At 55.9% G+C, this 23,698-nt stretch carries 26 protein-coding genes; 10 read left to right on the top strand and 16 right to left on the bottom strand.

Annotated features, from left to right (window positions below):
- Positions 1 to 56: 56 nt before the first annotated feature.
- Complete coding sequence (locus ES815_RS19205; RefSeq protein WP_142489228.1) at positions 57 to 860, bottom strand: C40 family peptidase; 804 nt, start codon at positions 858 to 860, stop codon at positions 57 to 59.
- Positions 861 to 1,196: 336 nt separating this feature from the next.
- Between ES815_RS19205 and grxD the strand changes: the two genes are divergently transcribed.
- On the top strand, positions 1,197 to 1,544 hold the full coding sequence (gene grxD / locus ES815_RS19210) for a monothiol glutaredoxin 4 (RefSeq protein ID WP_032617810.1): 348 nt from the start codon (positions 1,197 to 1,199) through the stop codon (positions 1,542 to 1,544).
- A 46-nt stretch (positions 1,545 to 1,590) separates the two neighbouring features.
- Here grxD and rnt read toward each other — a convergent pair whose 3' ends face one another.
- The 5 genes from rnt to eptA form a co-directional block, all read right to left on the bottom strand.
- Positions 1,591 to 2,241: a ribonuclease T gene (rnt, locus tag ES815_RS19215; RefSeq protein WP_142489229.1), complete on the bottom strand. Its 651-nt coding sequence runs from the start codon at positions 2,239 to 2,241 to the stop codon at positions 1,591 to 1,593.
- A gap of 96 nt (positions 2,242 to 2,337) precedes the next feature.
- Positions 2,338 to 2,745, bottom strand: a complete 408-nt coding sequence (gene gloA, locus ES815_RS19220; RefSeq protein ID WP_142489230.1) for a lactoylglutathione lyase — start codon at positions 2,743 to 2,745, stop codon at positions 2,338 to 2,340.
- An 83-nt stretch (positions 2,746 to 2,828) separates the two neighbouring features.
- Complete coding sequence (locus tag ES815_RS19225; RefSeq protein WP_142489231.1) at positions 2,829 to 3,926, bottom strand: alkene reductase; 1,098 nt, start codon at positions 3,924 to 3,926, stop codon at positions 2,829 to 2,831.
- A gap of 53 nt (positions 3,927 to 3,979) precedes the next feature.
- On the bottom strand, positions 3,980 to 4,579 hold the full coding sequence (locus ES815_RS19230; RefSeq protein WP_142489232.1) for a TetR/AcrR family transcriptional regulator: 600 nt from the start codon (positions 4,577 to 4,579) through the stop codon (positions 3,980 to 3,982).
- Positions 4,580 to 4,617: 38 nt separating this feature from the next.
- Entirely contained in the window at positions 4,618 to 6,246 is a 1,629-nt protein-coding gene (gene eptA / locus ES815_RS19235) for a phosphoethanolamine transferase EptA (RefSeq protein ID WP_142490089.1), read from the bottom strand.
- 146 nt (positions 6,247 to 6,392) lie between these two features.
- Between eptA and ES815_RS19240 the strand changes: the two genes are divergently transcribed.
- The 3 genes from ES815_RS19240 (at position 6,393) to sodC (ending at position 8,177) form a co-directional block, all read left to right on the top strand.
- On the top strand, positions 6,393 to 6,632 hold the full coding sequence (locus ES815_RS19240) for a DUF1289 domain-containing protein (protein WP_142489233.1): 240 nt from the start codon (positions 6,393 to 6,395) through the stop codon (positions 6,630 to 6,632).
- A 48-nt stretch (positions 6,633 to 6,680) separates the two neighbouring features.
- Entirely contained in the window at positions 6,681 to 7,577 is an 897-nt protein-coding gene (locus ES815_RS19245; protein ID WP_142489234.1) for an aldo/keto reductase family oxidoreductase, read from the top strand.
- 81 nt (positions 7,578 to 7,658) lie between these two features.
- A complete protein-coding gene (sodC, locus tag ES815_RS19250) occupies positions 7,659 to 8,177 on the top strand; it encodes a superoxide dismutase [Cu-Zn] SodC (protein WP_142489235.1) in 519 nt (172 codons plus the stop codon).
- On the opposite strand, the gene ES815_RS19255 is transcribed toward sodC, so the two are convergent.
- The 3 genes from ES815_RS19255 to ES815_RS19265 are packed head-to-tail and all read right to left on the bottom strand — an operon-like array spanning position 8,156 to position 11,273.
- Entirely contained in the window at positions 8,156 to 10,174 is a 2,019-nt protein-coding gene (locus tag ES815_RS19255; protein ID WP_142489236.1) for an FUSC family protein, read from the bottom strand. The genes sodC and ES815_RS19255 overlap by 22 nt on opposite strands.
- Positions 10,171 to 11,034, bottom strand: coding sequence for an HlyD family secretion protein (locus ES815_RS19260; protein ID WP_221888539.1), 864 nt, complete (start codon positions 11,032 to 11,034; stop codon positions 10,171 to 10,173). Before ES815_RS19260 ends, ES815_RS19255 begins: the two co-directional genes overlap by 4 nt.
- 2 nt (positions 11,035 to 11,036) lie before the next feature.
- The gene (locus ES815_RS19265) at positions 11,037 to 11,273 is read right to left on the bottom strand and encodes a DUF1656 domain-containing protein (RefSeq protein WP_231312506.1); all 237 of its coding nucleotides are present in this window, start codon (positions 11,271 to 11,273) and stop codon (positions 11,037 to 11,039) included.
- 187 nt (positions 11,274 to 11,460) lie between these two features.
- Here ES815_RS19265 and slyA point away from each other — a divergent pair, with 187 nt between their 5' ends.
- Positions 11,461 to 11,901: a transcriptional regulator SlyA gene (slyA, locus tag ES815_RS19270; RefSeq protein WP_142489239.1), complete on the top strand. Its 441-nt coding sequence runs from the start codon at positions 11,461 to 11,463 to the stop codon at positions 11,899 to 11,901.
- Positions 11,902 to 11,937: 36 nt separating this feature from the next.
- On the opposite strand, the gene ES815_RS19275 is transcribed toward slyA, so the two are convergent.
- Both ES815_RS19275 and slyB read right to left on the bottom strand, forming a co-directional pair.
- On the bottom strand, positions 11,938 to 13,299 hold the full coding sequence (locus ES815_RS19275; protein ID WP_142489240.1) for a GGDEF domain-containing protein: 1,362 nt from the start codon (positions 13,297 to 13,299) through the stop codon (positions 11,938 to 11,940).
- 194 nt (positions 13,300 to 13,493) lie between these two features.
- A complete protein-coding gene (gene slyB, locus ES815_RS19280; protein ID WP_142489241.1) occupies positions 13,494 to 13,961 on the bottom strand; it encodes an outer membrane lipoprotein SlyB in 468 nt (155 codons plus the stop codon).
- Between the two features lie 285 nt (positions 13,962 to 14,246).
- Between slyB and anmK the strand changes: the two genes are divergently transcribed.
- From anmK to pdxY, 5 genes are all read left to right on the top strand, one after another.
- Entirely contained in the window at positions 14,247 to 15,371 is a 1,125-nt protein-coding gene (gene anmK, locus ES815_RS19285; protein ID WP_142489242.1) for an anhydro-N-acetylmuramic acid kinase, read from the top strand.
- A 96-nt stretch (positions 15,372 to 15,467) separates the two neighbouring features.
- Entirely contained in the window at positions 15,468 to 15,791 is a 324-nt protein-coding gene (gene mliC / locus ES815_RS19290; RefSeq protein WP_142489243.1) for a C-type lysozyme inhibitor, read from the top strand.
- Positions 15,792 to 15,848: 57 nt separating this feature from the next.
- Positions 15,849 to 16,505: a pyridoxamine 5'-phosphate oxidase gene (pdxH, locus tag ES815_RS19295; RefSeq protein WP_142489244.1), complete on the top strand. Its 657-nt coding sequence runs from the start codon at positions 15,849 to 15,851 to the stop codon at positions 16,503 to 16,505.
- A gap of 126 nt (positions 16,506 to 16,631) precedes the next feature.
- Entirely contained in the window at positions 16,632 to 17,906 is a 1,275-nt protein-coding gene (gene tyrS / locus ES815_RS19300; protein WP_142489245.1) for a tyrosine--tRNA ligase, read from the top strand.
- Positions 17,907 to 17,969: 63 nt separating this feature from the next.
- The gene (gene pdxY, locus ES815_RS19305) at positions 17,970 to 18,830 is read left to right on the top strand and encodes a pyridoxal kinase PdxY (protein WP_142489246.1); all 861 of its coding nucleotides are present in this window, start codon (positions 17,970 to 17,972) and stop codon (positions 18,828 to 18,830) included.
- An 85-nt stretch (positions 18,831 to 18,915) separates the two neighbouring features.
- Here the strand turns inward: pdxY and gstA are convergent, their stop codons facing one another.
- The 5 genes from gstA to rsxG all read right to left on the bottom strand — a co-directional run bounded on the left by gstA (position 18,916) and on the right by rsxG (position 23,695).
- Entirely contained in the window at positions 18,916 to 19,521 is a 606-nt protein-coding gene (gene gstA, locus ES815_RS19310; RefSeq protein WP_142489247.1) for a glutathione transferase GstA, read from the bottom strand.
- 108 nt (positions 19,522 to 19,629) lie between these two features.
- Positions 19,630 to 21,138 (bottom strand): dipeptide/tripeptide permease DtpA, encoded by a 1,509-nt coding sequence (dtpA, locus tag ES815_RS19315; protein WP_142489248.1) that lies wholly within the window; start codon positions 21,136 to 21,138, stop codon positions 19,630 to 19,632.
- Between the two features lie 615 nt (positions 21,139 to 21,753).
- On the bottom strand, positions 21,754 to 22,389 hold the full coding sequence (nth, locus tag ES815_RS19320; RefSeq protein WP_142489249.1) for an endonuclease III: 636 nt from the start codon (positions 22,387 to 22,389) through the stop codon (positions 21,754 to 21,756).
- Positions 22,386 to 23,072 (bottom strand): electron transport complex subunit E, encoded by a 687-nt coding sequence (locus tag ES815_RS19325; RefSeq protein ID WP_142489250.1) that lies wholly within the window; start codon positions 23,070 to 23,072, stop codon positions 22,386 to 22,388. The genes nth and ES815_RS19325 overlap by 4 nt, the downstream gene beginning before the upstream one ends.
- 2 nt (positions 23,073 to 23,074) lie before the next feature.
- Positions 23,075 to 23,695, bottom strand: a complete 621-nt coding sequence (gene rsxG / locus ES815_RS19330) for an electron transport complex subunit RsxG (protein ID WP_142489251.1) — start codon at positions 23,693 to 23,695, stop codon at positions 23,075 to 23,077.
- Positions 23,696 to 23,698 lie beyond the last annotated feature (3 nt).

A 23,698-nucleotide genomic window follows, 5' to 3' on the forward strand; every position in this document is an offset into this window, starting at 1 on the left:
TGAAAGATTATGCAAAATAGGAACTTACCCCGCAGGCGTACCGGCGGGGCAGGGGATTAACGGAGGGTGTTGGCCTTCATCACGCGACGTGCGCCGACGTAATGACGCTGCCAGTAGTCTTCGCTGAGGGAGGTGATCTGAATGTCCTGGCCGGTACGCGGGGACTGAATGAATTTGCCGTTACCCACGTACACGCCAACGTGATCGGCGGTACCACGGCCCTGGGTGCGGAAGAACACCAGATCGCCGCTCTCCAGCTCACCGCGATCGACCGGAGAGGCGTCACGGAGGTGGTACATTTCATTAGCGGTGCGCGGAATGCGGAATTTAACCAGATCTTTATAGGCGTAATAAACCAGACCGCTGCAGTCGAAGCCGGTACGCGGAGAGGAACCGCCCCAGCGATAAGGTTTGCCGATCTGGCCCATCAGCTTATTCATTGCCGTTTTCTGCGCTTTCTGCACCCGGACTTTATGCGCTTCGGCAAGAGTCGTGGTCTTGCTGGTTTTTACGCACTGCGCTTTACGCCCTTTACGGGTGGTGCATTTTTCTGTCACAACGCGGGAGGCGGTTTGCGTGGTTCGGCTGGCGTTGCGGGAGGTGGTGCGGCTTTTTTTGCTGGAATGCGTTGACTGTGTTTTAGCGAGGCTTTTTTTGGTGCTGCTCTTTTTACTGGTGCTCTCTTTTTTTGTGGTTTTGCTGGTACTGCTTTTTTTCTTAGGTTCGGTCGCTTTCGCCAGATGCGTTTTATGCGCGGCAGAAGGCCGCGCCTGCTCTGAGGCGTTAGCCACCGGCGTGAATGTGAGAGAAGTAAACAGCAAAGCACAGAGCGTGATCGAGAATTTATTTATTCGCGCCACTGGGCAATCCCCTGGTAATTGCAGGTTATAAATAAACCTGCTTATGATTTACAAAACTCGTCGATTCTAATCTATAAAAAGGCCCAACGTTAATAAACTTTTTGCATCTAAAACTGTGTTTCGTTAGCGAGCGCAAAAAATCACAATTTCGCAGCGGCGTTTTGTGCATTAGGTGAACAAAACCGCAGGTAATCTCGCGATAAGTTAGGTTCTGAATGCATCTTTAAGGGACGCGCGGTAAAATCATATAAGTGACAAAAATGTTATTTTCCGTTGTCGGTCTGAAACGCTACAATGTCAGACGATTGCCGTAACAGAAGTTAAAGGAAGCAAAACATGAGCACTACTATTGAAAAAATTCAGCAGCAGATTGCTGAAAACCCGATCCTGCTGTACATGAAAGGTTCTCCGAAACTGCCAAGCTGTGGTTTCTCCGCTCAGGCGGTCCAGGCGCTGTCTGCCTGTGGCGAACGTTTTGCTTACGTTGATATTCTGCAGAACCCGGATATCCGCGCTGAGCTGCCAAAATACGCAAACTGGCCGACCTTCCCACAGCTGTGGGTTGACGGTGAGCTGGTTGGCGGTTGCGACATCCTGATTGAAATGTATCAGCGCGGTGAACTGCAACAGCTGATCAAAGAGACGGCTGCGAAATACAAATCTGAAGAGCCAGGCGCCGAGTGATTTACCGGGCCCGGTAAATAAAAAAGCGACCACAAGGTCGCTTTTTTTATGCGTTGCTGTCGGCTTCCGGCAGCGGCCAGCCGCCAAGGCGTTTCCAGCGGTTCACAATTTCACAAAACAGCTCCGTGGTGCGCTCGGTATCGTACAGGGCAGAGTGCGCCTGGGTGCCATCAAACTCAATACCGGCGGTAATGCAGGCCTTCGACAGCACGGTTTGCCCCAGCGCCAGCCCGCTTAATGCGGCGGTATCGAAGGTCACAAACGGGTGGAACGGATTACGCTTCAGGGAGGCGCGCTCGGCGGCGGCCATCATAAAGCTGTGATCGAAGGTCGCGTTATGCGCCACCATAATCGCGCGATTACAGTTCTGGTCTTTCATGCCCTTGCGGACCATTTTGAAAATGGCATGCAGCGCCTCATATTCACTGACCGCCCCGCGCAGTGGGTTATGCGGATCAATGCCGTTAAACGCCAGCGCCTCCGGCTGCAGGTTCGCCCCTTCGAAAGGTTCGACGTGGAAATGCAGCGTGGAGTCCGGCAGCAGATCGCCTTGCTCATCCATTTTCAACGTGATGGCGGCAATTTCCAGCAGCGCATCGGTTTTGGCATTAAATCCAGCGGTTTCGACATCAATGACGACAGGATAAAAACCACGAAAACGGTCGCACAGACCGGTAAGTTGAGCGTTATCGGACATCTGGATCTCTTACAAGGGGAAAAAAGCAGTGGGCATTATGGCAAATTTTGCAATGGGATGCAGTAAAACAACGGGCGCATGGCGCGCCCGTCAGGATCAGTTGCCCAGACCGCGACCGGCGTCTTTGGCTTCGATCAGTTCGATTTTGTAACCGTCTGGATCTTCGACAAACGCAATCACCGTGGTGCCGCCTTTAACCGGACCCGCTTCACGGGTGACGTTTCCGCCGTTGCTACGGATACGCTCGCAGGCTTCCGCGGCGTTATCTACTTCCAGCGCGATATGGCCGTAGGCGGTACCCAGCTCGTAGCTATCAACACCCCAGTTGTAAGTCAGCTCAATTACCGCTTCTTCGCTCTCTTCGCCGTAACCGACAAAGGCGAGGGAGTATTTGTATTCCGGGTTTTCGCTGGTGCGCAGCAGGGTCATGCCCAGCACATTGGTGTAGAACTCGATGGAACGTTGCAGATCGCCAACGCGCAGCATGGTGTGAAGTAGGCGCATATTATCCTCTTAGCTTTTTATCATCTTGAACAGAAACGATGTTTTAGTATAGCGGCGAATTGTCGCCGCTATCAATGAAGGGATTATAAAGAAGGATAATCGGTATAACCTTCCGCGCCGCCGCCGTAGAAGCTCTCCGGACGCTGCGGGTTCAGCTCGGCCTTGCGCTCGAGGCGCGCCACCAGATCCGGGTTGGCGATGTAGGCGCGGCCAAAGGCTACGGCGTCAATCAGCCCTTTGTTGATCAGATCTTCTGCTTTCTCTGGCGTATAGGCACCGGCACCGATGATCACGCCCGGGAAAACGTCGCGCACTTTCTGGCGGAAGGCGTCGGTGTAAGGCTCGCCGCCGGCCCAGTCTGGCTCAGACATGTGCAGATAGGCGATGCCGCGTTTTGCCAGCTCTTCAATCAGGTAGAGCGCGTCGGCTTCTTCGTTCGGGCCGTTGTCGACGTTCTGGAAGGATCCGATTGGCGAAACGCGGATCCCGATGCGATCGGCGCTCCACTCTTGTGATACGGCATCAATCACCTCCAGCACCAGACGGGCGCGGTTCTCTACGCTGCCGCCGTACTGGTCGGTACGCTGGTTAGAAGACGGTGACAGGAACTGGTGCAGCAGATAGCCGTGGGCACCGTGCAGTTCGACCAGGTCGAAACCGGCTTCACGAGCATTGGCGACCGCCTGACGAAAATCGTTAACGATGCCCGGGATCTCGTCCAGCTCCAGCGCGCGCGGCGTGGTAGTGTCGACGCGGATCGCATGGCCGTTTTCATCACGCAGGGAGGTGCGGGTGCCCGCATTGAGGGCAGAAGCAGAAACCGGAGCCTCGCCGCCAGGCTGGATGCTGCTGTGAGAGATACGACCGGTGTGCCACAGCTGGACCGCGATGCGACCCTCTTCGGCATGCACGCCGTCGGTGATCTTCTTCCACGCCGCGATCTGTTCCGGGCTGTGCAGGCCAGGGGCACCCGCATAGCCTTTGGCCTGTGCGGAGATCTGGGTGGCTTCAGAGATGATCAGGCCCGAGCTGACGCGCTGGCGATAGTATTCACCCATCAGCGGCGTTGGAATATCGCCCGGCTCGATGCTGCGCAGACGGGTAAGGGGTGCCATAAAGACACGGTTGGGTGCAACGATCGCGCCCACTTTAAGCGGGGTGAATAATTTTTCGGCTGACATAGTGGCTCCTGAGTAGACCGGTCGTCTAGTAATTAGTGAAATAAAAACGCCTGTTATACGCCAGGCGTTGCAAGGATGTTCTTCACATGGTCCAGCGCGCTCTCCAGCGGCAGCGCGCTGCGGGATATTTTGGCCTGCAGGTTAGCGCCCAGCCACAGGGAATAGAGCACCTGGGCCTGGGTGAGCGGTTCGCCGACGAAGGTCAGTGACTTTTCATCACGCCCTTTCGCCAGCGCCTGCGCCAGCAGGGCGATCACGCCCGTGGCGCCTTTATCCATCGCCGTGCGCATATCTTCGGAAAGATCGCACACTTCGGCTGAGAGTTTAACCGTCAGACAGCCGCTGATAATGCCCTGAGCACAGAACTGGGCCAGCGTCTCCTGGTAATAAGCCAGAACACGATCGCGACAGTTGCCCTTGCCAGTGGCGAAGTGCGTAGCCAGACGCTGATGGTAGCCCGCATAGTGGCGCTCCAGCAAAGCAACGCCAAACGCCTCTTTGGAGCGGAAGTAGTGATAGAACGACCCCTTCGGCACATCGGCGGTTTTCAGCAGTTCGCTCAACCCCATTCCGGTAAACCCGCGGTGCATGCACAGCCGCTCGCCGGTCGCCAGAAGGTGTTCGCGTGTATCGTGTTCAGTATGCTTATTCATGTCGTCAATGTAGTAGACCAATCGGTCTAATGCAAGCGTTAAGTTTGACGGCAGTGGGCGAGCAGATCCATTTGCGGCTGATAGACCGACGTCCGGATGTTCATCATCCCCAACACCGTGGAGAACAGATTGTCCTGCGAAACCGCCTCTTTCGCCGCCTGGTCGCGCAGGCACTGCTCGTCAACGCCGAAGTTCTGTTTGTAGTCCTTTGAGAGCCAGAACATAAACGGAATGTGCGTCTGCTGCTCCGGGGCCAGCATATACGGCGTGCCGTGCAGATAGAGGCCGTTTTCCCCAAGCGATTCACCGTGATCGGAGAGATAGACCAGCGCCGTGTTCATCGTTGCCTGACGCGCTTTCAGGGCATCGATGGTTCGACTCACCACGCTGTCGGTATAGAGAATAGTATTGTCGTAGGTATTCATCAGCGCCTGATGATCGCAGTCCTGGATCTCATTGGTATCGCAGGTCGGGGTAAAGCGACGGTACTGCTCCGGGTAACGCTGATAGTAGGCCGGGCCGTGGCTGCCCATCAGGTGGATCACCAGCACTGTATCCTGTTTCAGGCCATCCAGGGTGTCGTCCAGGCGATACAGATCCGCGTCGTCAATACAGGATTTGTCCTTACAGAACTGGTCCAGCTTCCACTGGGTCATGTCGGTGTGCGGGATGCGATCGCAGGCGCCTTTACACCCGCCGTCGTTATCCCGCCACAGCAGGTTGATCCCGGCGTGATTCAGCACATCCATCAAACCTTCCTGATGATGCGCCAGGTCGGCATCGTATTTTTTGCGCGGCATCCCGGAGAACATGCAGGGCACGGAGACGGCGGTTTCGGTGCCGCAGGAGGAGGCCTGCGGGAAGTTAATCACATTCTCTTTTTTCAGCTCAGGGTTGGTATCACGGTTATAACCGTTCAGGGAATAGTTTTCCGCCCGGGAGGCTTCCCCGACCACCAGCACCAGCACGGTTTTTTTCTGCTGCGCCAGCAGCAGCGGGCCTTTACGCGCATCTTCACCGAGACGGATCAAGGTCTGGTCACCGGCAAACCAGCGCGCCTTGCTGTATTTGGCGATGGCGCTGACGTAGTTGGCCGGGGTCACCATCTTGACGATGCCTTTGTTATTGCGGAACAGCGAGGCATAGTCCTTATAAAAGACCGCTGCCACCAGAACGATGACCACCAGACTTGCGAGAATAGCCGCGAGACGCATTAACAGCGTCTGCCACCATTTACCGGGGCGGATGCGGATCAACGCCAGCACGACGGAAGGCACCAGGCCGGCGACAACCAGCCACAGCACCAGCTGCGGGGTGAGCAGCGCCGTGGCCTCCTGAGAGTTGGTCTCAAAGACGTTGACCATCATGTTCTGGTCAATCACCGCCCCGTAGGTGAACATAAACCAGGTTGCCGCCGCGCAGCCGAGGGTCAGCAGCACCAGCAGCGGTTTACGGATCAGGGGAATATTCAGGATGCTGAATACAATAACCCAGCCGCAGAACAGCACCAGCGGCACCGTGAGGGCGAAAAGCACGTCATGCAGCCGGGCGGGAGAGATCACCTGCCAGCTGCGATGAATAAACAGGGCATTCAACAGGGTAAATAAGAGCGCACAGCCCAGCGTAAATTTTGTATCGTTACACTGTAACTTTTTAAGGGTCAGCATCATCGTTAAACCAGATCGTAGTGATGAGGCGAGTATAGGGAGCGAAGATTAGTGAAACCTTAATGCCACAATTCTGTGGTTGACCTCTTGCGTTACCCGGACTTAAGGTCTTCACTTTACTCAATCTTGGGTTTTGGGAGGGTCGTGTGGCTGAACAACTGGAGTTCTTTCCCGTCCAGAGCCCGTGCAGGGGTATCTGCCAGTCTGACGAGCGAGGTTTTTGTCGCGGCTGCATGCGCACTCGGGAGGAGCGTTTTAACTGGCAAGCCTTCAGCGATGCCCAGAAGCAGGAGGTCCTGCGCCTGTGCCGTCAGCGTCTTTTGCGTAAATTGCGCGCAAACAAAGCCCCCGAAACCGAAGAACCGCAGCAACCCTCACTTTTTTAGCGCCGTAAATGCGTATACTCTCCCCAGACTTTTTTTGAGGAAATTGCTATGGTTCAGCGTATTACCCTTGCCCCGCAGGGCCCGGAGTTTTCCCGTTTTGTGATGGGTTACTGGCGTCTGATGGACTGGAATATGTCCGCCCAACAGCTGGTCAGCTTTATTGAAGAACATCTTGAGCTGGGGATCACTACCGTCGACCATGCCGATATCTACGGTGGTTATCAGTGTGAAGCCGCCTTCGGCGAGGCGATGAAGCTCTCTCCCGCGCTGCGTCAGCGGATGGAGATCGTCACCAAATGTGGCATCGCCACCACGGCCAAAGCGGAGCATGCGATCGGCCACTACATTACCGACCGCGACCATATTATCCGCAGTGCAGAGCAGTCCCTCACCAATCTGGCGACCGATTATCTTGACCTGCTGCTGATTCACCGCCCCGATCCATTGATGGATGCTGATGAAGTCGCTGAGGCCTTCCTCGCCCTGCATCAGAGCGGCAAGGTGCGTCATTTCGGCGTCTCCAACTTTACCCCGGCGCAGTTTACCCTGCTGCAATCGCGCCTGCCGTTCACCCTTGCGACCAACCAGGTCGAGATTTCGCCGGTTTACCAGCCGCTGCTGCTGGATGGCACCCTCGACCAGCTTCAGCAGCTGCGGATCCGTCCGATGGCCTGGTCCTGCCTCGGCGGCGGTCGTCTGTTTAATGACGACGCTTTCCAGCCGCTGCGCGATGAACTCGCTCAGGTGGCGCAGGAGCTGAATGCCGAAACCATCGAGCAGGTGGTGTACGCCTGGATTTTACGTCTGCCATCCCAGCCGCTGCCGATTATCGGTTCCGGTAAAATCGAGCGCGTGCGTTCAGCCCTCGACGCAGAGCAGCTGCAGATGACGCGCCAGCAGTGGTTCCGCATCCGTAAAGCCGCGCTGGGTTACGACGTGCCGTAATTCCGTATTTGTCTGATTTCCCGGTGAAATCATTGCCCCTGGTATAAACTTAAGGGGCAAAAAATAACCGAAGGAGGTCATATGAAGCGTTTTACTCTGGCAGCGTTGACGCTGGTGGTCTGTGCAGGTGCGCAGGCTGCCAGTGAAGAAGTAAAAATGAACCTCGTCACCTCACAGGGGATAGGTCAGTCCATCGGGACGGTGAAAATTACCGAAACGGAGAAAGGACTGGAGTTCTCCCCCGATCTTAAAGCCCTCCCACCGGGCGAACACGGTTATCATGTCCATGCCAAAGGCTCCTGCGAACCGGCCATGAAAGAGGGCAAACCGGCCGCCGCTGAGGCCGCGGGCGGACACCTCGATCCCCAGAACACCGGCAAGCATGAAGGGCCGGAAGGGATGGGCCACCTCGGCGATCTCCCTGCGCTGGTGGTGAACAATGACGGTAAAGCTACCGACCCGGTGGTCGCGCCGCGTCTGAAAAAGCTGGATGAGGTCAAAGGTAAGGCGCTGATGATCCACGTCGGCGGGGATAATATGTCGGATCAGCCCAAACCGCTCGGCGGTGGCGGTGAACGCTACGCCTGCGGTGTAATCTGATCGGTCAGGGTGCCCGGAGCGGGCGCCTGTTCCAGCTGGGACAGCGAACAGTGTAGTCGCCAGATCAGGGCCGCCAGCTCCTGCCCGGCCGGTTGCGGATGATGCCCCAGGGTGTCGCAGATACGCTGAAGCTCATCAAGGGTGGCGGCCAGGGGCTGCTGCTGTACCCCGCGCTCGCTCATGATATCGCGCAGGAGCGACACGGCGACATCCCGCACCTGCGCCAGCGGATCCGAGCGGGTCTCCCAGCCGCGCAGCTGCCAGACCACATGGCTGCAGTTGAGCAGCACTACGCCCCAGCGCAGCAGCCAGCGGCGCGAGAGCGCATCCTTACTGCTGTTGAGCTGGTTCACATGGTGATACACCAGCGATTCGTAACCATTTTCACTCAGCTGCGGCCTGCGGCTGAGCTGATCGACAAACCCCCGTCGCAGCTCCCGGATATGACGGCGGCTTTTCCGCGCATCCGAGCCCGGCCTGAGTACCGCAAAAGCCAGCCACGTCAGCCCCACGCCAAGAATTTTCGCCAGGTCGTCGTTGAGGAAATCGGCAAAGTCATACACCGGCGGGTTGGTCACTGAAATAAACGACCCCATAAAGACGATCAGCTGCCCCCACAGCCCGGCAAGGGCGGGCATCTGCTGTTTAAGCAGCTGCATGGTGGTCAGCAGCGGAAACAGAAACAGCAGGAACAGCCACAGATCGGAGATTTGCACCATCAGGCCAAATTTGACCACAAAGCTGAACAGCGAGAGCAGGATCAGCGTCCGCAGCAGCAGCGTGAGTGAATTAAAGGGCGAGGCCGCCACCGAGTAGAGTACGCTGCTGATCGCCGCCAGCGTCAGGGCTGCCCCCCCGGCATCCCACTGGGCGGTAATGGTCCAGGCGCCCACCAGGCTGAGGGCGCAAAAGGTGCGAAAGCCGCTCCACAGGGCCTCGAGGTTATCGGTATGCCTTGCCAGCGCCGGGCTGCGCGGGACGGCAAACTCGGTCACCGGCGTGGCCGCTTCCACCGCAGCTATCCAGCGGCTGCTGCGCAGATACAGGCGGCAAAAATAGCGCAGCCGCTGCCAGACGGCGCGATGCCGGTAGTCGCCCTCGTCGCCCGGTCTGAGCGGGGCAATGATGCGGGCAACGGTATAAAAATCGGCATCGGGACGGGCGAGGGCGGCGAGCAGCCGATCGATGACTTCCCGGGTATGGGCAGGCGGGTTGGGCCAGTTCAACAGCATGCGGCGCAGGCTGGAGATAGCGCTGGTCATCCGCAGCTGCTGATGGAGCAGATAGTTGAGCAGGGCATTTTGCCGACGAAAGCGGTAGTGGCTCCAGAAGGCCTGAATGCGCAGCAGGTTCATGGTCAGGATCTGAGCGATGACCTTTTCATGGGCCAGACGAATAGCGTCGTTACTGTCGGGCTGCCACAGCAGGCTGGCGTGCTCCAGCAGCCGGGCGTGCATCGCTTTCAGGGCGCTGATAAGGGCGGTGCCGTCGGAGGTGCTGGGCAGGATCATCATCATCACGCCGCCGCTCAGGATGCCGATAATGACTTCGCACACCCGGGCCTGGGCAATATCCCACAGCTGGGTGATGTCGAGAATATTGATCACCGGGAAGGCGATGATCGCCGCGGTGTAACCCGCCAACTGGAAGGCGTAGGCGACGTTATTGCTGAAGTGGGCGCAGGCCCAGGTGCAAATAGCCAACCACGCCGCCATGCTGAACAGAAACAGCCATGGGTCGTTGAGGGTATGTCCGGCAATGATCAGCGCCGCGGTGGCCCCTAGTAGGCTGCCCGCCACCCGGCCCAGGCTTTTGCTGATCACCCCCCCGACGGTCGGGAAGCTAACCACCGCCGCCGAGGTCATCGCCCAGTAGGGTTCATCCAGATTGAGACAATAGGCGACGGTGAGGGCCAGACACATCGCAATCCCGTTGCGCAGGGCATAGCGCCACTGCGCCGGGGTTGCCCTGAGCCACGGAAGGTTGCGCCAGTTCACCGGGCGGTTCCGATGGAGACGGTGCAGGTCGTGCCGGAGACCAGGGTCAGATCCCTCGGCAGCTGGTCAAAGGCGATACGCACCGGGATACGTTGTGCCAGCCGCACCCAGGGAATATTGGGTTTAACGTCAGGCACCAGGCCTGAATCGGTCTCGACGCTTTGATCGTAGATGGCGCGTCCGATACTGGATACATGCCCCTGTAAGGTTCTCGAGCCGCTGTAGAGGACGATCTGCGCCGGAGCACCCTCGCGGATATGTCGGAGTTTGGTCTCTTCAAAATAGCCCACCACGTAAAACGAATGGCTGTCGACCAGCGCAAAGACCGGCTGGCCGGTGGTGGCGTAATCGCCCGGACGGGTGGAAAGATTGGTGACCCAGCCGTCAACCGGGGCTTTAACCACCGTCTGGGTCAGCTGCCACTGGGCCTGCTTGAGGGTCGCTTCAGCCACCGCGACGCTGGCCTGCATCGCTTTGACGTTAATATTGGCGGTATCCAGATCTTCGGCGGAGATATAGTTCCGTGACAGATGGCGGCGGCGGTTGGCTTCGTTATTGGCTTTCGCAAGATCGGACTGGGATTTCGCCAGCTGCGCCTCGGCGTTGAGGACCGCGATGTGATAAGGGGTCTCATCGACAGAAAACAGTACCTCACCCGCATGAACAAACTGGTTATCTTTAACCAGCAGCCTGGTGATAGTGCCGGACACCTGCGGCGTCACGCTGACCTGCTCGGCGCGCACTTTGCCGTCACGGGTCCAGGGCGACTGCATATAATAATTCCATAACCACCAGCCCGCGATTAGCGCCAGGACCAGAACAAGTAATGATGAAAAATATTTGATTGTTTTCATATGTATAGTCACCACACAATCAGCATAGCCAGACCCAGGCATACTGCCAGCACAAACAGCGAAAGATCCATCAGCATGGGATGCCAGATTTCACCGGAATACATCCAGTCGCGCAGTAAGCGGTGGGTGACGAGCCAGATAATAAAACCCAGCATCACCGCCTTGAACAGGGGAGGGAAGTAAACTGAGGCGCCGACAATCAAATCCTGAAGCGGTAACCCCGTGGCGTTAAACGTGAAATTCACGAGCCGGTTCCTTTGCAAAGGGGGAAGTGACCAAAATAGCAGTCGCATAACGCCCGGGGGCGCCTGAACTCAGTGTAAAACAGACGACCATCAAGTTTTAGACCCGTATTGCATTTGTTTTGGCAATATAAATGCTGCACACTATTCTAAAATCAGTATAATAACTTAGCAAGCTAATTATAAGGAGATGAAATTGGAATCGCCACTAGGTTCTGATCTGGCAAGGTTAGTACGCATCTGGCGTGCTCTGATTGACCATCGCCTGAAACCTCTGGAGTTGACACAGACGCATTGGGTCACGCTGCATAATATCCATCAGCTGCCGCCCGACCAGTCACAGATCCAACTGGCAAAAGCGATTGGCATCGAGCAGCCATCCCTGGTACGAACGCTCGATCAACTGGAAGATAAGGGACTGATCTCGCGTCAGACCTGCGCCAGCGATCGTCGTGCCAAGCGAATTAAGCTTACCGAAAAAGCCACACCGATCATCACAGAGATGGAAGCCGTGATCAGCAAAACGCGCGGTGAGATCCTCTCCGGGATCAGCCCCGCTGAACTGGAACAGCTGATCTCGCTGGTCGCCCGGCTGGAAAGCAATATCCACGAGCTACAATCCCGTGACTGACCTTTAAAAAAGCCTTGCGAACGCAAGGCTTTTTCTTTAACGGAACACGACAACCCGGTTACGCCCGGTCTCTTTCGCCTCGTACATCGCCTTATCTGCCCGTTCGACGCACTCTTCCGCACTGGTTTTCGACGACGTGGTGGTAAACACCCCCATACTGATGGTGATGGGCTCGGGAAGCTGGCCCTCCGAGCTGGCTTTGTCGAAGCTGCTTAGTTTTAACCGTATCCGCTCTGCAACCTGACGGGCTGCGTCGGAAGAGGTATGGGTTAACATCAGGACAAACTCTTCCCCACCGATTCGCGCCGCGATGTCCTGTGGCCGTACCGAATCCATCAACAGCCGGGAGACAAACTGCAGCACCTTATCTCCCTGTAGGTGCCCGTAGTTGTCATTAATACGTTTAAAACGATCGAGATCGCTCACAATAACCGAGACCGGGTGGGCCTCTGTTGCCGTGCGCAGCGACTGGTTCAACGCGTCGTAAAAATAGCTTCGATTGTAGAGACGGGTCAGGGGATCGCGTATTGAGTTCTGGTATGACTGTTGATACTTCAGATGCGAGTTACGATACAGATTAAATACGTCATACAGGAGGACGAAAATAATCAGCAGCGTCGCGACGGTTTCAAATAGCCGGGCACGATACCAGGAGATATCCTCCGCGTGACCGCCCAAATACAACATTCCAAGGGTTGCGAGATAGCAGACACATAAAAAATTCCCGCCGACCCAAAACATATTGCGCACGCGGGTAATAATCATCAGCGTTGCTAATGAAACAACCCAAAACAGGATTAAGACAATGTTTATCTCCTGTTTCCATAGCAGCATATATTGCCGGGTTTCATTATCAACCAAATCTATTGATAACAAAGGTGAATAGCTGGAATAAAACCAGGCCAGGGTCACGACCATGCCAGTAAAAAGAGTGGCGCCGACAATGACAGAGAGATGAAACGTCCTTGTCAGCGGCCTGCTACGGATAAAGTAAAGCAAGCCCGAAGCGATAAACAGCACTGACATCAACAGATGACGGAAGGTAAAGAAGATCATCGCATCGTTATAGTTGACGACGTTGAACTGGTGCAGGTCCAGCCATGCCGGGTAACTGGAAAGCGTCCCCACCATCAGTATAGCGGAGCCGACATAGGCGAAGGCAAAGGCGAGCAGATATAAGCGCTGTCTGTCGCACCAGTACTTCATTACCATAAAACAGGAAATAAAGAGGTGAAACACCAGTAAAAATATGGTCAGCATCGGAAATAAAAGCGGCGAAAAAGACGAAACCTTTTCTTCAAGACCTATAAACAGAGAGTGTAAAATCCCGATGACAATAAAGCATCCCAGAAAGAACCGAACATAATTATTATTTATATAACGTCTCATCGCAACCATAGGCATTGTATTAAATAAACAAAAAGATAAAAGGGGTTTGCGAATAATCTCATGAAGGCCGGGGGAATACTTTGCGCAGGAACAAGATAAGCGGATATTAACTATATGTTGGGTGAATGTATATTGTTAATATATTCACGTGAGTGTTGTGTAGGGTAAATGGACGTGATCGTAAGACCACGCCCATAATGTCATTAACGCGGGGAGACGGTCACCTGGCTGCCGTTGCTTGCCAGCACGACACGTTGGCCAGCGGCAAACTTAGTGTTGCCCTGTTTCTGGACCACCATAATGGTGCTGCCGTCATCTTTGCGGATCTCTAACTCAACGCCCTGGGATTTGTTCATCGAACCCTGAACACCCTGACCGGCAACGCCACCGGCTACGGCACCTGCCGCAGTCGCCAGGGAACGACCCGAGCCGCCACCTACGGTGTTACCGAGGAAGCCACCCAGTACCGCACCGCCAAGAGCACCGATCACGTTGTTCTCATCACCACCCTGAATCTGCACCGGGCGTGTGTTCACAATGGTGCCGTAGGTGACTTGTTGTACCTGTTTCGCCTCAGACGCACTGTAAACATCCCCGGAAAGGGAGCTATCATTAACACAGCCAGCCAGAGTGAATCCAACCAGCGAAACGGCCAGTACACGTAAAATCATTTGAATCTCCTGTTCACCAAAAAACGCTCTATGAGCATCCGTTATGGCTAAATTATATGGCATCAGGTGCCACAGATCCTATTTTCGCCTAAACATTCAGAGAATAGTACTTGATTCTGGCTTAACCGGATATAAACAGGGTCTGACTTCACCCCGCATCCGGTAAGGATAATTCCTGGAATGGCCGTAACGTCCAGCTATTGTTAAAAAGTATTATCGCGTCATGGCATTGATGACGGGTTTATGGTGGAGTGGGCCATCAACCCTGTGGAGTAAGGAAAACGGATGAAATCGGGTCGCTATATTGGCGTAATGTCAGGAACCAGTCTGGATGGCGTGGATGTCGTTCTCGCGGCAATCGATGAGAATATGGTGGCACAGCAGGCGAGCCTTAGCTGGCCCATCCCCCCGGAAACCAAGCAAGCGATCCTGAATATCTGTCAGGGCCAGCAGCTGACGCTGTCGCAGCTGGGGCAGCTGGATACACAGCTCGGACGTCTGTTCGGCGATGCCGTGCTGGCGCTGATGAACCAGGAAGATCTCCGCCCTCAGGATGTGGTGGCGATTGGCTGTCACGGCCAGACGGTCTGGCATGAGCCGGGCGGCGATGCGCCTCATACCCTGCAGATTGGTGATAACAACCAGATTGTGGCCAAAACCGGGGTAACGGTGGTCGGTGATTTCCGCCGTCGGGATATGGCGCTCGGGGGGCAGGGCGCGCCGCTGGTTCCGGCTTTCCACCACGCGCTGCTTGCCCACCCGACGGAGCGCCGCATGGTGCTTAACATTGGCGGCATCGCCAATCTTTCCTTATTGATCCCCGGGCAGCCGGTACGCGGTTTCGACACCGGGCCGGGGAACATGCTGATGGACGCCTGGATCTGGCGTCAGGCGGGCAAAGCTTACGATAAAGACGCCCAGTGGGCCTGTAGCGGCAAGGTCATCATTCCTTTACTACAAAGCATGCTGTGCGATCCCTATTTCGCCGCCCCGGCACCGAAAAGCACCGGCCGCGAGTATTTCAACTACGGCTGGCTGGAACGCCAGCTGGCAAACTTCCCGGGCCTGGCGCCGCAGGACGTGCAGGCCACGCTGGCTGAGCTCACCGCCGTCTCCGTGTCGGAACAGGTGCTGTTGAGCGGCGGCTGCGATCGTCTGCTGGTGTGCGGCGGCGGTAGCCGTAACCCGCTGCTGATGGCGCGGCTGGCCGGTCTGCTGCCGGGTACGGAAGTGACCACCACCGATCGCGCCGGGATCAGCGGCGATGATATGGAAGCGCTGGCCTTTGCCTGGCTGGCGTGGCGAACGGTGGCGGGCTTGCCCGGAAATCTGCCTTCCGTGACCGGCGCGCGTGAAGCCAGCGTGTTAGGTGCTGTTTTTCCAGCCAATCCGCGGCAAAATCAGAGTTAACCGAATTTCGCTTAAAGGCACGATGGGTAGAATGACACGAAAAAACGGGAGGGCGTTCGCGCCCTCCGGGACCAGGAAAGTCTTCGGAACTCACCCATGAAAAAACTGCTTCTTGCTTTTACCCCCTTCCTGCTGGCGAGCTGTAGCGTCTACAACCAGTTTGTTGAGCGTATGCAAACCGACACCCTGGCTTATCAGTGCGAAGAGAAACCGCTCACCGTGAAGCTTAATAATCCTCGTCAGGAAGTCAGTTTTGTCTATGACAACAAGCTGCTGACGCTGAAGCAGGGGATGTCGGCCTCCGGTACCCGTTACAGCGACGGGGTCTATGTCTTCTGGTCGAAGGGCGACAGCGCGACGGTCTACAAGCGCGATCGCGTCGTGCTGAACAATTGTCAGATCGAAAATCCGAAGCGTTGAGATTTTGCAGGGGGCGGCGCACAATAGCGTCACCCATTGTCAATGTCAGCTAACGCCATGTCAGATAACGACGAATTGCAGAACATCGCGCACCTCAGGCGCGAATACACCAAAGGCGGCCTGCGTCGCCAGGATCTCCCCGCCGAGCCGCTGGTGCTGTTTGAGCACTGGCTGAAACAGGCCTGTGATGCCCGTCTGGCCGATCCCACCGCGATGGTGGTGGCGACGGTCGACGAACTGGGTCAACCCTACCAGCGCATTGTGCTGCTCAAGCATTATGATGAGAAAGGGCTGGTGTTCTACACCAACCTCGGCAGCCGCAAAGCACACCACCTCGAAAACAACCCGCGCATCAGCCTGCTCTTCCCCTGGCATATGCTGGAGCGTCAGGTGATGGTCACCGGCACCGTCGAGCGTCTCTCTACCCTGGAAGTGGTGAAGTACTTTCACAGCCGCCCGCGCGATAGCCAGATTGGCGCCTGGGTCTCTAAACAGTCGAGCCGCATCTCCGCCCGCGGCGTACTGGAAAGTAAATTCCTTGAGCTGAAACAGAAGTTCCAGCAGGGCGAAGTGCCCCTGCCGAGCTTCTGGGGCGGTTTCCGCGTCTGTGTCCAGCAGATGGAGTTCTGGCAGGGCGGTGAACATCGTCTGCACGACCGCTTTTTATACCAGCGCGATAATGACGCCTGGAAAATCGATCGTCTCGCACCTTAATCCCCGAAATTTGTTCTCTTAAGCGCTGGTACAACGGGTGTCAGCGCTTTATTCTATGTACCTTTCGCGTCTGGCGAAAAGTCGTGTACCGGCAGAGGTGCAGTCGTTTTATACATGGAGAATTTGATGGCAAGCAGTAACTTGATTAAACAATTGCAAGAGCGGGGGCTGGTAGCCCAGGTGACGGACGAGGAAGCGTTAGCAGAGCGACTGGCGCAAGGCCCGATCGCGCTCTATTGCGGCTTCGATCCTACCGCCGACAGCTTGCATTTGGGGCATCTGGTTCCATTGTTATGCCTGAAACGCTTCCAGCTGGCAGGCCATAAGCCTGTGGCGCTGGTCGGCGGCGCAACGGGTCTGATTGGCGACCCGAGCTTTAAAGCCGCTGAGCGTAAACTGAATACGGCAGACACCGTGCAGGAGTGGGTGGATAAGATCCGCAAACAGGTCGCCCCGTTCCTCGATTTCGACTGTGGTGAAAACTCAGCGATCGCCGCTAACAACTATGACTGGTTTGGCGGCATGAACGTGCTGACCTTCCTGCGTGATATCGGCAAGCACTTCTCCGTTAATCAGATGATCAACAAAGAAGCGGTGAAGCAGCGTCTGAACCGTGACGACCAGGGCATCTCGTTCACCGAGTTCTCTTATAACCTGCTGCAGGGTTATGACTTCGCCTGTCTGAACAACCTGCACGGCGTGGCGCTGCAGATTGGCGGCTCCGATCAGTGGGGTAACATCACCTCCGGTATCGATCTGACCCGTCGTCTGCACCAGAACCAGGTCTTTGGTCTGACCGTTCCGCTGATCACCAAAGCCGACGGTACCAAGTTCGGTAAAACCGAAGGTGGCGCGGTATGGCTCGATCCGAAGAAAACCAGCCCGTACAAGTTCTACCAGTTCTGGATCAACACCGCGGATGCTGATGTCTATCGCTTCCTGAAGTTCTTCACCTTTATGGATCTGGAAGAGATCAACGCCCTGGAAGAAGAAGACAAAAACAGCGGCAAAGCCCCGCGCGCCCAGTACGTGCTGGCGGAGCAGGTCACCAAACTGGTTCACGGCGAAGAGGGCCTGGCGGCCGCGAAGCGTATTACCGCCAGCCTGTTCAACGGTACCCTGAGCGATCTGAGCGAAGCTGACTTCGAACAGCTGGCGCAGGATGGCGTGCCGATGGTTGAGATGGAGAAAGGGGCAGACCTGATGCAGGCGCTGGTGGACTCTGAGCTGCAGCCGTCCCGTGGCCAGGCGCGTAAAACCATCGCCTCGAACGCCATCACCATTAACGGTGAAAAACAGTCCAACGAGGAGTATACCTTCGTGGACAGCGATCGCCTGTTTGGCCGCTACACCTTGCTGCGTCGCGGCAAAAAGAATTACTGTCTGATCTGCTGGAAGTAATCGTAAAAGCACAGGGGCATGGGAAACCATGCCCCTTTATTTTTTCAGGGTTGTGGTAAGAAAATGAAGAATATCCTCGCCATCCAGTCCCACGTTGTGTTTGGGCATGCTGGCAACAGCGCCGCTGAATTTCCGATGCGTCGTCTCGGGGCCAACGTCTGGCCATTAAATACCGTTCAGTTTTCCAATCATACGCAATACGGCAAGTGGACCGGTTGCGTGATGCCGCCTGCCCATCTGACAGAGATTGTTCAGGGCATCGCGGAGATCGACAAACTCAAGACCTGTGACGCCGTACTGAGCGGCTATCTGGGTTCAGCCGAGCAGGGCGAGCATATTCTCGGGATTGTCCGTCAGGTTAAGGCGGCCAACCCGGCGGCAAAATACTTCTGCGATCCGGTGATGGGTCACCCGGAAAAGGGCTGCATCGTGGCGCCTGGCGTCGCGGAGTTCCATGTCCGTCATGCCTTACCGGCCAGCGATATTATCGCCCCGAACCTTATCGAACTGGAGATCCTCTGCGAACATCCGGTAAACAGCGTGGAAGAGGCTATTGCCGCATCCCGGGAGCTGATTGCCATGGGCCCGGAGATCGTGCTGGTGAAGCATCTGGCGCGCGCCGGCATTAGCCCGGACCGCTTTGAGATGCTGCTGGTGACCAAAGACGAAGCCTGGCACATCAGCCGTCCGCTGGTGGATTTCGGCAGCCGTCAGCCGGTGGGCGTAGGTGATGTGACCAGCGGCCTGCTGCTGGTGAAACTGCTGCAGGGGGCAACGGTGCGTGATGCGCTTGAGCACGTCACGGCGGCGGTGTATGAAATTATGATCGCCACGAAGAATATGCAGGAGTATGAACTGCAGGTGGTGGCCGCTCAGGATCAGATTGCGAAGCCGGAGCACCTCTTTAGCGCGACCCAGCTCTAGCATCATAATGCCCGGCGGCGCTGCGCTTGCACGGGCCTACAGTTTTTGTAGGCCGGGTAAGCGCCAGCGCCACCCGGCAAAAAACTTACTTCAACCCTTCCGCTTCCAGCGCTGCCGCCACGGCAGGACGCTCCGCCATACGCTGCATATACGCGTCAATATGGCTTAACCCTTCCATATTCAGCTTCACGGCCCGCGCCCAGCGCAGAACGGTAAACAGATACGCGTCGGCAATGGTAAAGCGCTGACCGCAAATCCACTGCTCATCTTTCAGCGACTCGTTCACATACTGGAGCTTTTTCTCCAGCAGCGCGCGTACGGTCGGCTTGTACTCTTCCGGCGTATCCGGGCGGAACAGCGGGGTGAAGCCTTTGTGCAGCTCGGTGGCGATGTAGTTCATCCACTCAAGCGTCTTGTAACGCGCGATGCTGCCGGTCGGGGCCAGCAGCTGGCGATCGGCAACGCCATCCGCCAGGTATTGCATGATGGCCACCCCTTCAGTCAGCAGGGTGCCGTCTTCCAGCAGCAGCGCCGGGACCTGGCCTTTAGGATTCACCGCGAAAAAATCATCGCCGTTTTCCAGACGCTTTTTCATCAGATCAACACCGTTGAGGGTGAAGTCTTTACCGCTCTCGCGCAGCGTAATATGGGAGGCAAGAGAGCAGGCGCCTGGTTTATAGAACAGTTTCATCGGTCACTCCTGTTTACGTAGGTTTACCCTATGGTAGTGCGGTACAGAATAAAAAAAAAGCCGCTAACGCACAGTTAGCGGCTTCAATTCAGTCGTTTCCCGATGACATTACGCGGTCGCGGTTTTGCTCGCTTTGGCGTTGATGTCGTCGTCCTGAGTCATGCGATTCAGTTTTGGTGCGGTCAGCATCATCAGCACGGCGATAACCGCGGTGGCGATACCAATCTGCAGGAATACGTCACCGTACACGTGCAGAGACAGCAGCGGATCGGTCACGTCAGATGGCACGGCCATCAGGTTTGCGATCTTACCGGCGATGATTGCAGCACCGGCAGTCGTCAGGAACCAGCTACCCATGATGAAGCCCATCAGGCGCTGCGGCACCAGCTGCGCAACCATCGCCAGACCCAGACCGGAGATCATCAGCTCACCGATGGACTGCAGGGCGTAGCTCAGGATCAGCCAGTTTACGGAAACGATACCCGCGTCGCTGGCGAATTTCGCACCCAGCGGCAGCACCAGGAAGGCGCCAGAGCACAGCACCATACCTACCGCGAACTTGTGCGGCATTGGCAGACGGTCACCCATCTTGTTGTAGATAGCGGCCAGAATCGGGCTACCCACCATGATCCAGAACGGGTTCAGGGCCTGGAACTGCTCAGGTTCGAACGCGATGCCGAGGATAGAGTGTTCAACGTTACGGATAGCGAAGAAGTTCAGGGACGTTGGCATCTGGCTGTACAGGACGAAGAAGACAATCGCTTCAACCATCAGGATGAAGGCAACAATCATCTTACGACGTGCTGCGCCCTGCATGGCAAAGGCTTCTTTAGCGAAGATGCAGACGATACCCAGCGCAACCACGCCCAGAACCGCACGCGCGATACCCTGGTTGTGCAGCAGCCAGGTGGCAACGGCAACCAGAATCACCACGCCGACGATGGTCGCCAGCAGTTTGCCCATTTGTACCGGCGCGAAGTCAGGTTTTGAACCGTAGTCCTTAACCCAGCTGCGGCAGAACAGGAAGTTCACCACGGTGATCAGCATTCCGACGAAGCTCAGTGCAAACGCCACGCTCCAGCCGAATTTCGCTGCCAGCCACGGGGTTGCCAGCATAGAGAAGAAGGAACCGATGTTGATGGCCATGTAGTACATGGTGAATGCGCCATCAAGACGCGGATCGTCTTTGTTATAGCAGGTCGAGAGCAGGGAAGATGGGTTCGCCTTGAACAGGCCGTTACCGACAGCGATAGTCGCCATACCCATGTACACCACACCGGCATCATGACCAGACCAGGCAACCAGACCGTAGCCGATCGCCAGAACGATGGCGCCCAGCAGAATTACACGTTTGGTGCCCAGCACTTTATCGCCCAGCCAGCCGCCAATCGCGACCAGACCGTACACCAGAGCACTGAAAGAAGAGAACAGCGTGATGGAATCAGCTTCGGACATACCCAGTTGTTTAACCAGGTAAACCGCCATGATCCCTTGCAGGCCGTAGTAACCAAAACGTTCCCAAAGCTCAATGGAGAAAATGAGATAGAACGATTTCGGTTGTTTGAAAGCGTTAAGACTTACGCTTTCTTCAGCTGGTTTATTGTTTGCAGTAGACACATATACCTCTTTTTTTACATCCCATATTAACGGGGGTGTTCATAGCGTGATGACCGTAGTCCGTCCGCTTTATAGTTATAGTGGGAGGGGAAACGGCGGGTAATGTTCACTATCCTGACCCATCTGGCAAGGTGTTTGTAATAACCTGTTACATATAACTCTCGCGCTATAATGCGCCAGAAACCTAAATGTTATTTAGCGTTAAATTTTACCGTTGCGTCTAAACTGGTTTTTTCCACTATCAGTTAGTGGAAAAAATGGGCAGGTGGCGATATGTTCTGCTGTAAAAGGTATTGTGCAGTGATATGGGCTAAGTTCTGAAATATATCCGGTCATATCTTCGGGTTATCAGGGGCAGTTTCTTGATGCAATAAGGCTTTATCGGGATTTGCTATACATAAAATTAACACCATGTGAACAGAGTGATCCTGATCACATTTATATAGAAAATTTCGCTGACGAAAAAACAATTAACCTGTTTGATTGTTATATAGCCGCACAATGCGCGAAAGACGAAGTTTGGCTTAGGTTGAAAAACTATGAAAGGTACTATCAGCAGGGAGTCATGCTTTCTGTAAGCAGTTTACATTATAAAAAAACCGTCGGTTGACGGTTTCAGAGGTCGGTTTTCTCTTTATATTCACAGAGATCTTCAATAATACAGGAGCCGCAGCGCGGTTTACGCGCGATGCAGGTGTAGCGCCCGTGAAGGATCAGCCAGTGATGGCAGTCGACCTTAAACTCAGCCGGAACCACCTTCAGCAGCTTCTCTTCCACCTGCTCCACGTTTTTGCCGGGGGCGAAGTTTGTCCGATTACTCACGCGGAAAATATGTGTATCGACCGCGATAGTCGGCCAGCCAAACGCCGTATTCAGCACCACGTTAGCGGTTTTACGCCCGACGCCGGGCAGGGCTTCCAGCGCGGCGCGATCTTCCGGGACCTCGCCACCGTGCAGCTCAAGCAGCATGCGGCAGGTCTTAATCACGTTCTCGGCTTTGCTGTTAAACAGGCCGATGGTCTTGATGTACGACTTGACCCCCTCCACGCCCAGCTCCAGCATCGCCTGCGGCGTGTTGGCAACGGGATAGAGCTTCGCGGTGGCTTTATTCACGCTGACGTCGGTGGCCTGCGCGGAGAGCAGGACCGCAATCAGCAGTTCAAACGGCGAGGTAAAATTCAGCTCGGTGGTCGGGTGCGGGTTGTTATCCCGCAGGCGCTGCAAAATGGTTAAACGCTTCTCTTTGTTCATGAGGCCTTCTCAGGGATCCCTTCCTCTACGCTGCGGGCAGCAGCGCGGCGCTTACGTTTCTCATCGATCAGGTATTTTACCGCCAGCATCATGCCGAGGCCAATAAACGCGCCCGGTGGCAGCATCGCCAGCAGGAATGGCGTATCGGTGTGGAACACCTCAATGCGCAGGGCCTTTGCCCACCCGCCCAGCAGCGCGTCTGCGCCGTCGAACAGGGTACCGTTGCCGAGGATTTCACGCATCGAGCCCAGCACGAACATCGCCCCGGTTGCCCCCATGCCGATGGCAAAGCCATCGAGGGCCGAAATCAGCGGATCGTTCTTCACCGCAAAGGCTTCGGCGCGGCCTACCACGATACAGTTGGTTACGATCAGCGGGATAAAGATCCCCAGCGACTGATAGAGGCCAAAGGCGTAGGCGTTAATCAGCATCTGCACGACGCTCACCACCGAGGCGATGATCATCACGTAGATCGGAATACGAATTTCTGACGGCGTCCAGCGACGCAGGGCAGAGATCGACAGGTTGGTCAGGGTCAGCACCAGCGTAGTGGCAAGACCCAGACCGAGCGCGTTGGTGGCAGTCGAGGTGACGGCCAGCAGCGGACACATCCCCAACAGCTGTACCAGGGCGGAGTTGTTTTTCCACAGACCCTGGACAATAACCTCTTTAACCTGGCTCATGATCACTCCTCACAGGCGGGCAGATTGTTAAGTTGCGCAGGCAGCGTTTGGGCATAGACACCCGCACGTCTAACGGCATTCACCACCGCGCGGGGGGTGATGGTCGCCCCGGTAAACTGATCGAATTCACCGCCATCTTTCTTCACCGCGAACGCCGGATCGTCACTGCCGTGGATGGTTTTGCCGGCAAAGTGCAAAATCCAGTCGCTTAAGCGGGTTTCGATTTTATCCCCGAGCCCTGGCGTTTCGTGATGCTCGGTGACGCGCGTTCCCAGCACGGTGCCGGAGAAATCAGTGCCGACCAGCAGCTGGATAGCGCCGGAATAGCCGTCTGGCGCGGTAGCTTCCATCACGACGCCCACCGGAGCATCCCCTTTACGGGCGATAAAGATGCGGTGGGTACCTTTGCCTAATGGCGCAGCCTCAGCAAGATAACAGCTTTTCTGCAGATCGTTATCGTAAAGCTCCGCCGGGAACACCTGGTCGAACAGCGCCTTTTGCTGACGGGCCGCCTGTTCGTCGATGGTGGATTTGGTCAGGCCGTTGACGAGGGCCGTCAGGCCGGTCAGGACCGCGGCAAAGACCGCCAGCGTCACGCCGTGTTTTTGCATCGTTTTTAACATGGC

The sequence above is a fragment of the Leclercia adecarboxylata genome, assembly GCF_006874705.1.
Lineage (GTDB): Bacteria > Pseudomonadota > Gammaproteobacteria > Enterobacterales > Enterobacteriaceae > Enterobacter > Enterobacter adecarboxylatus_C.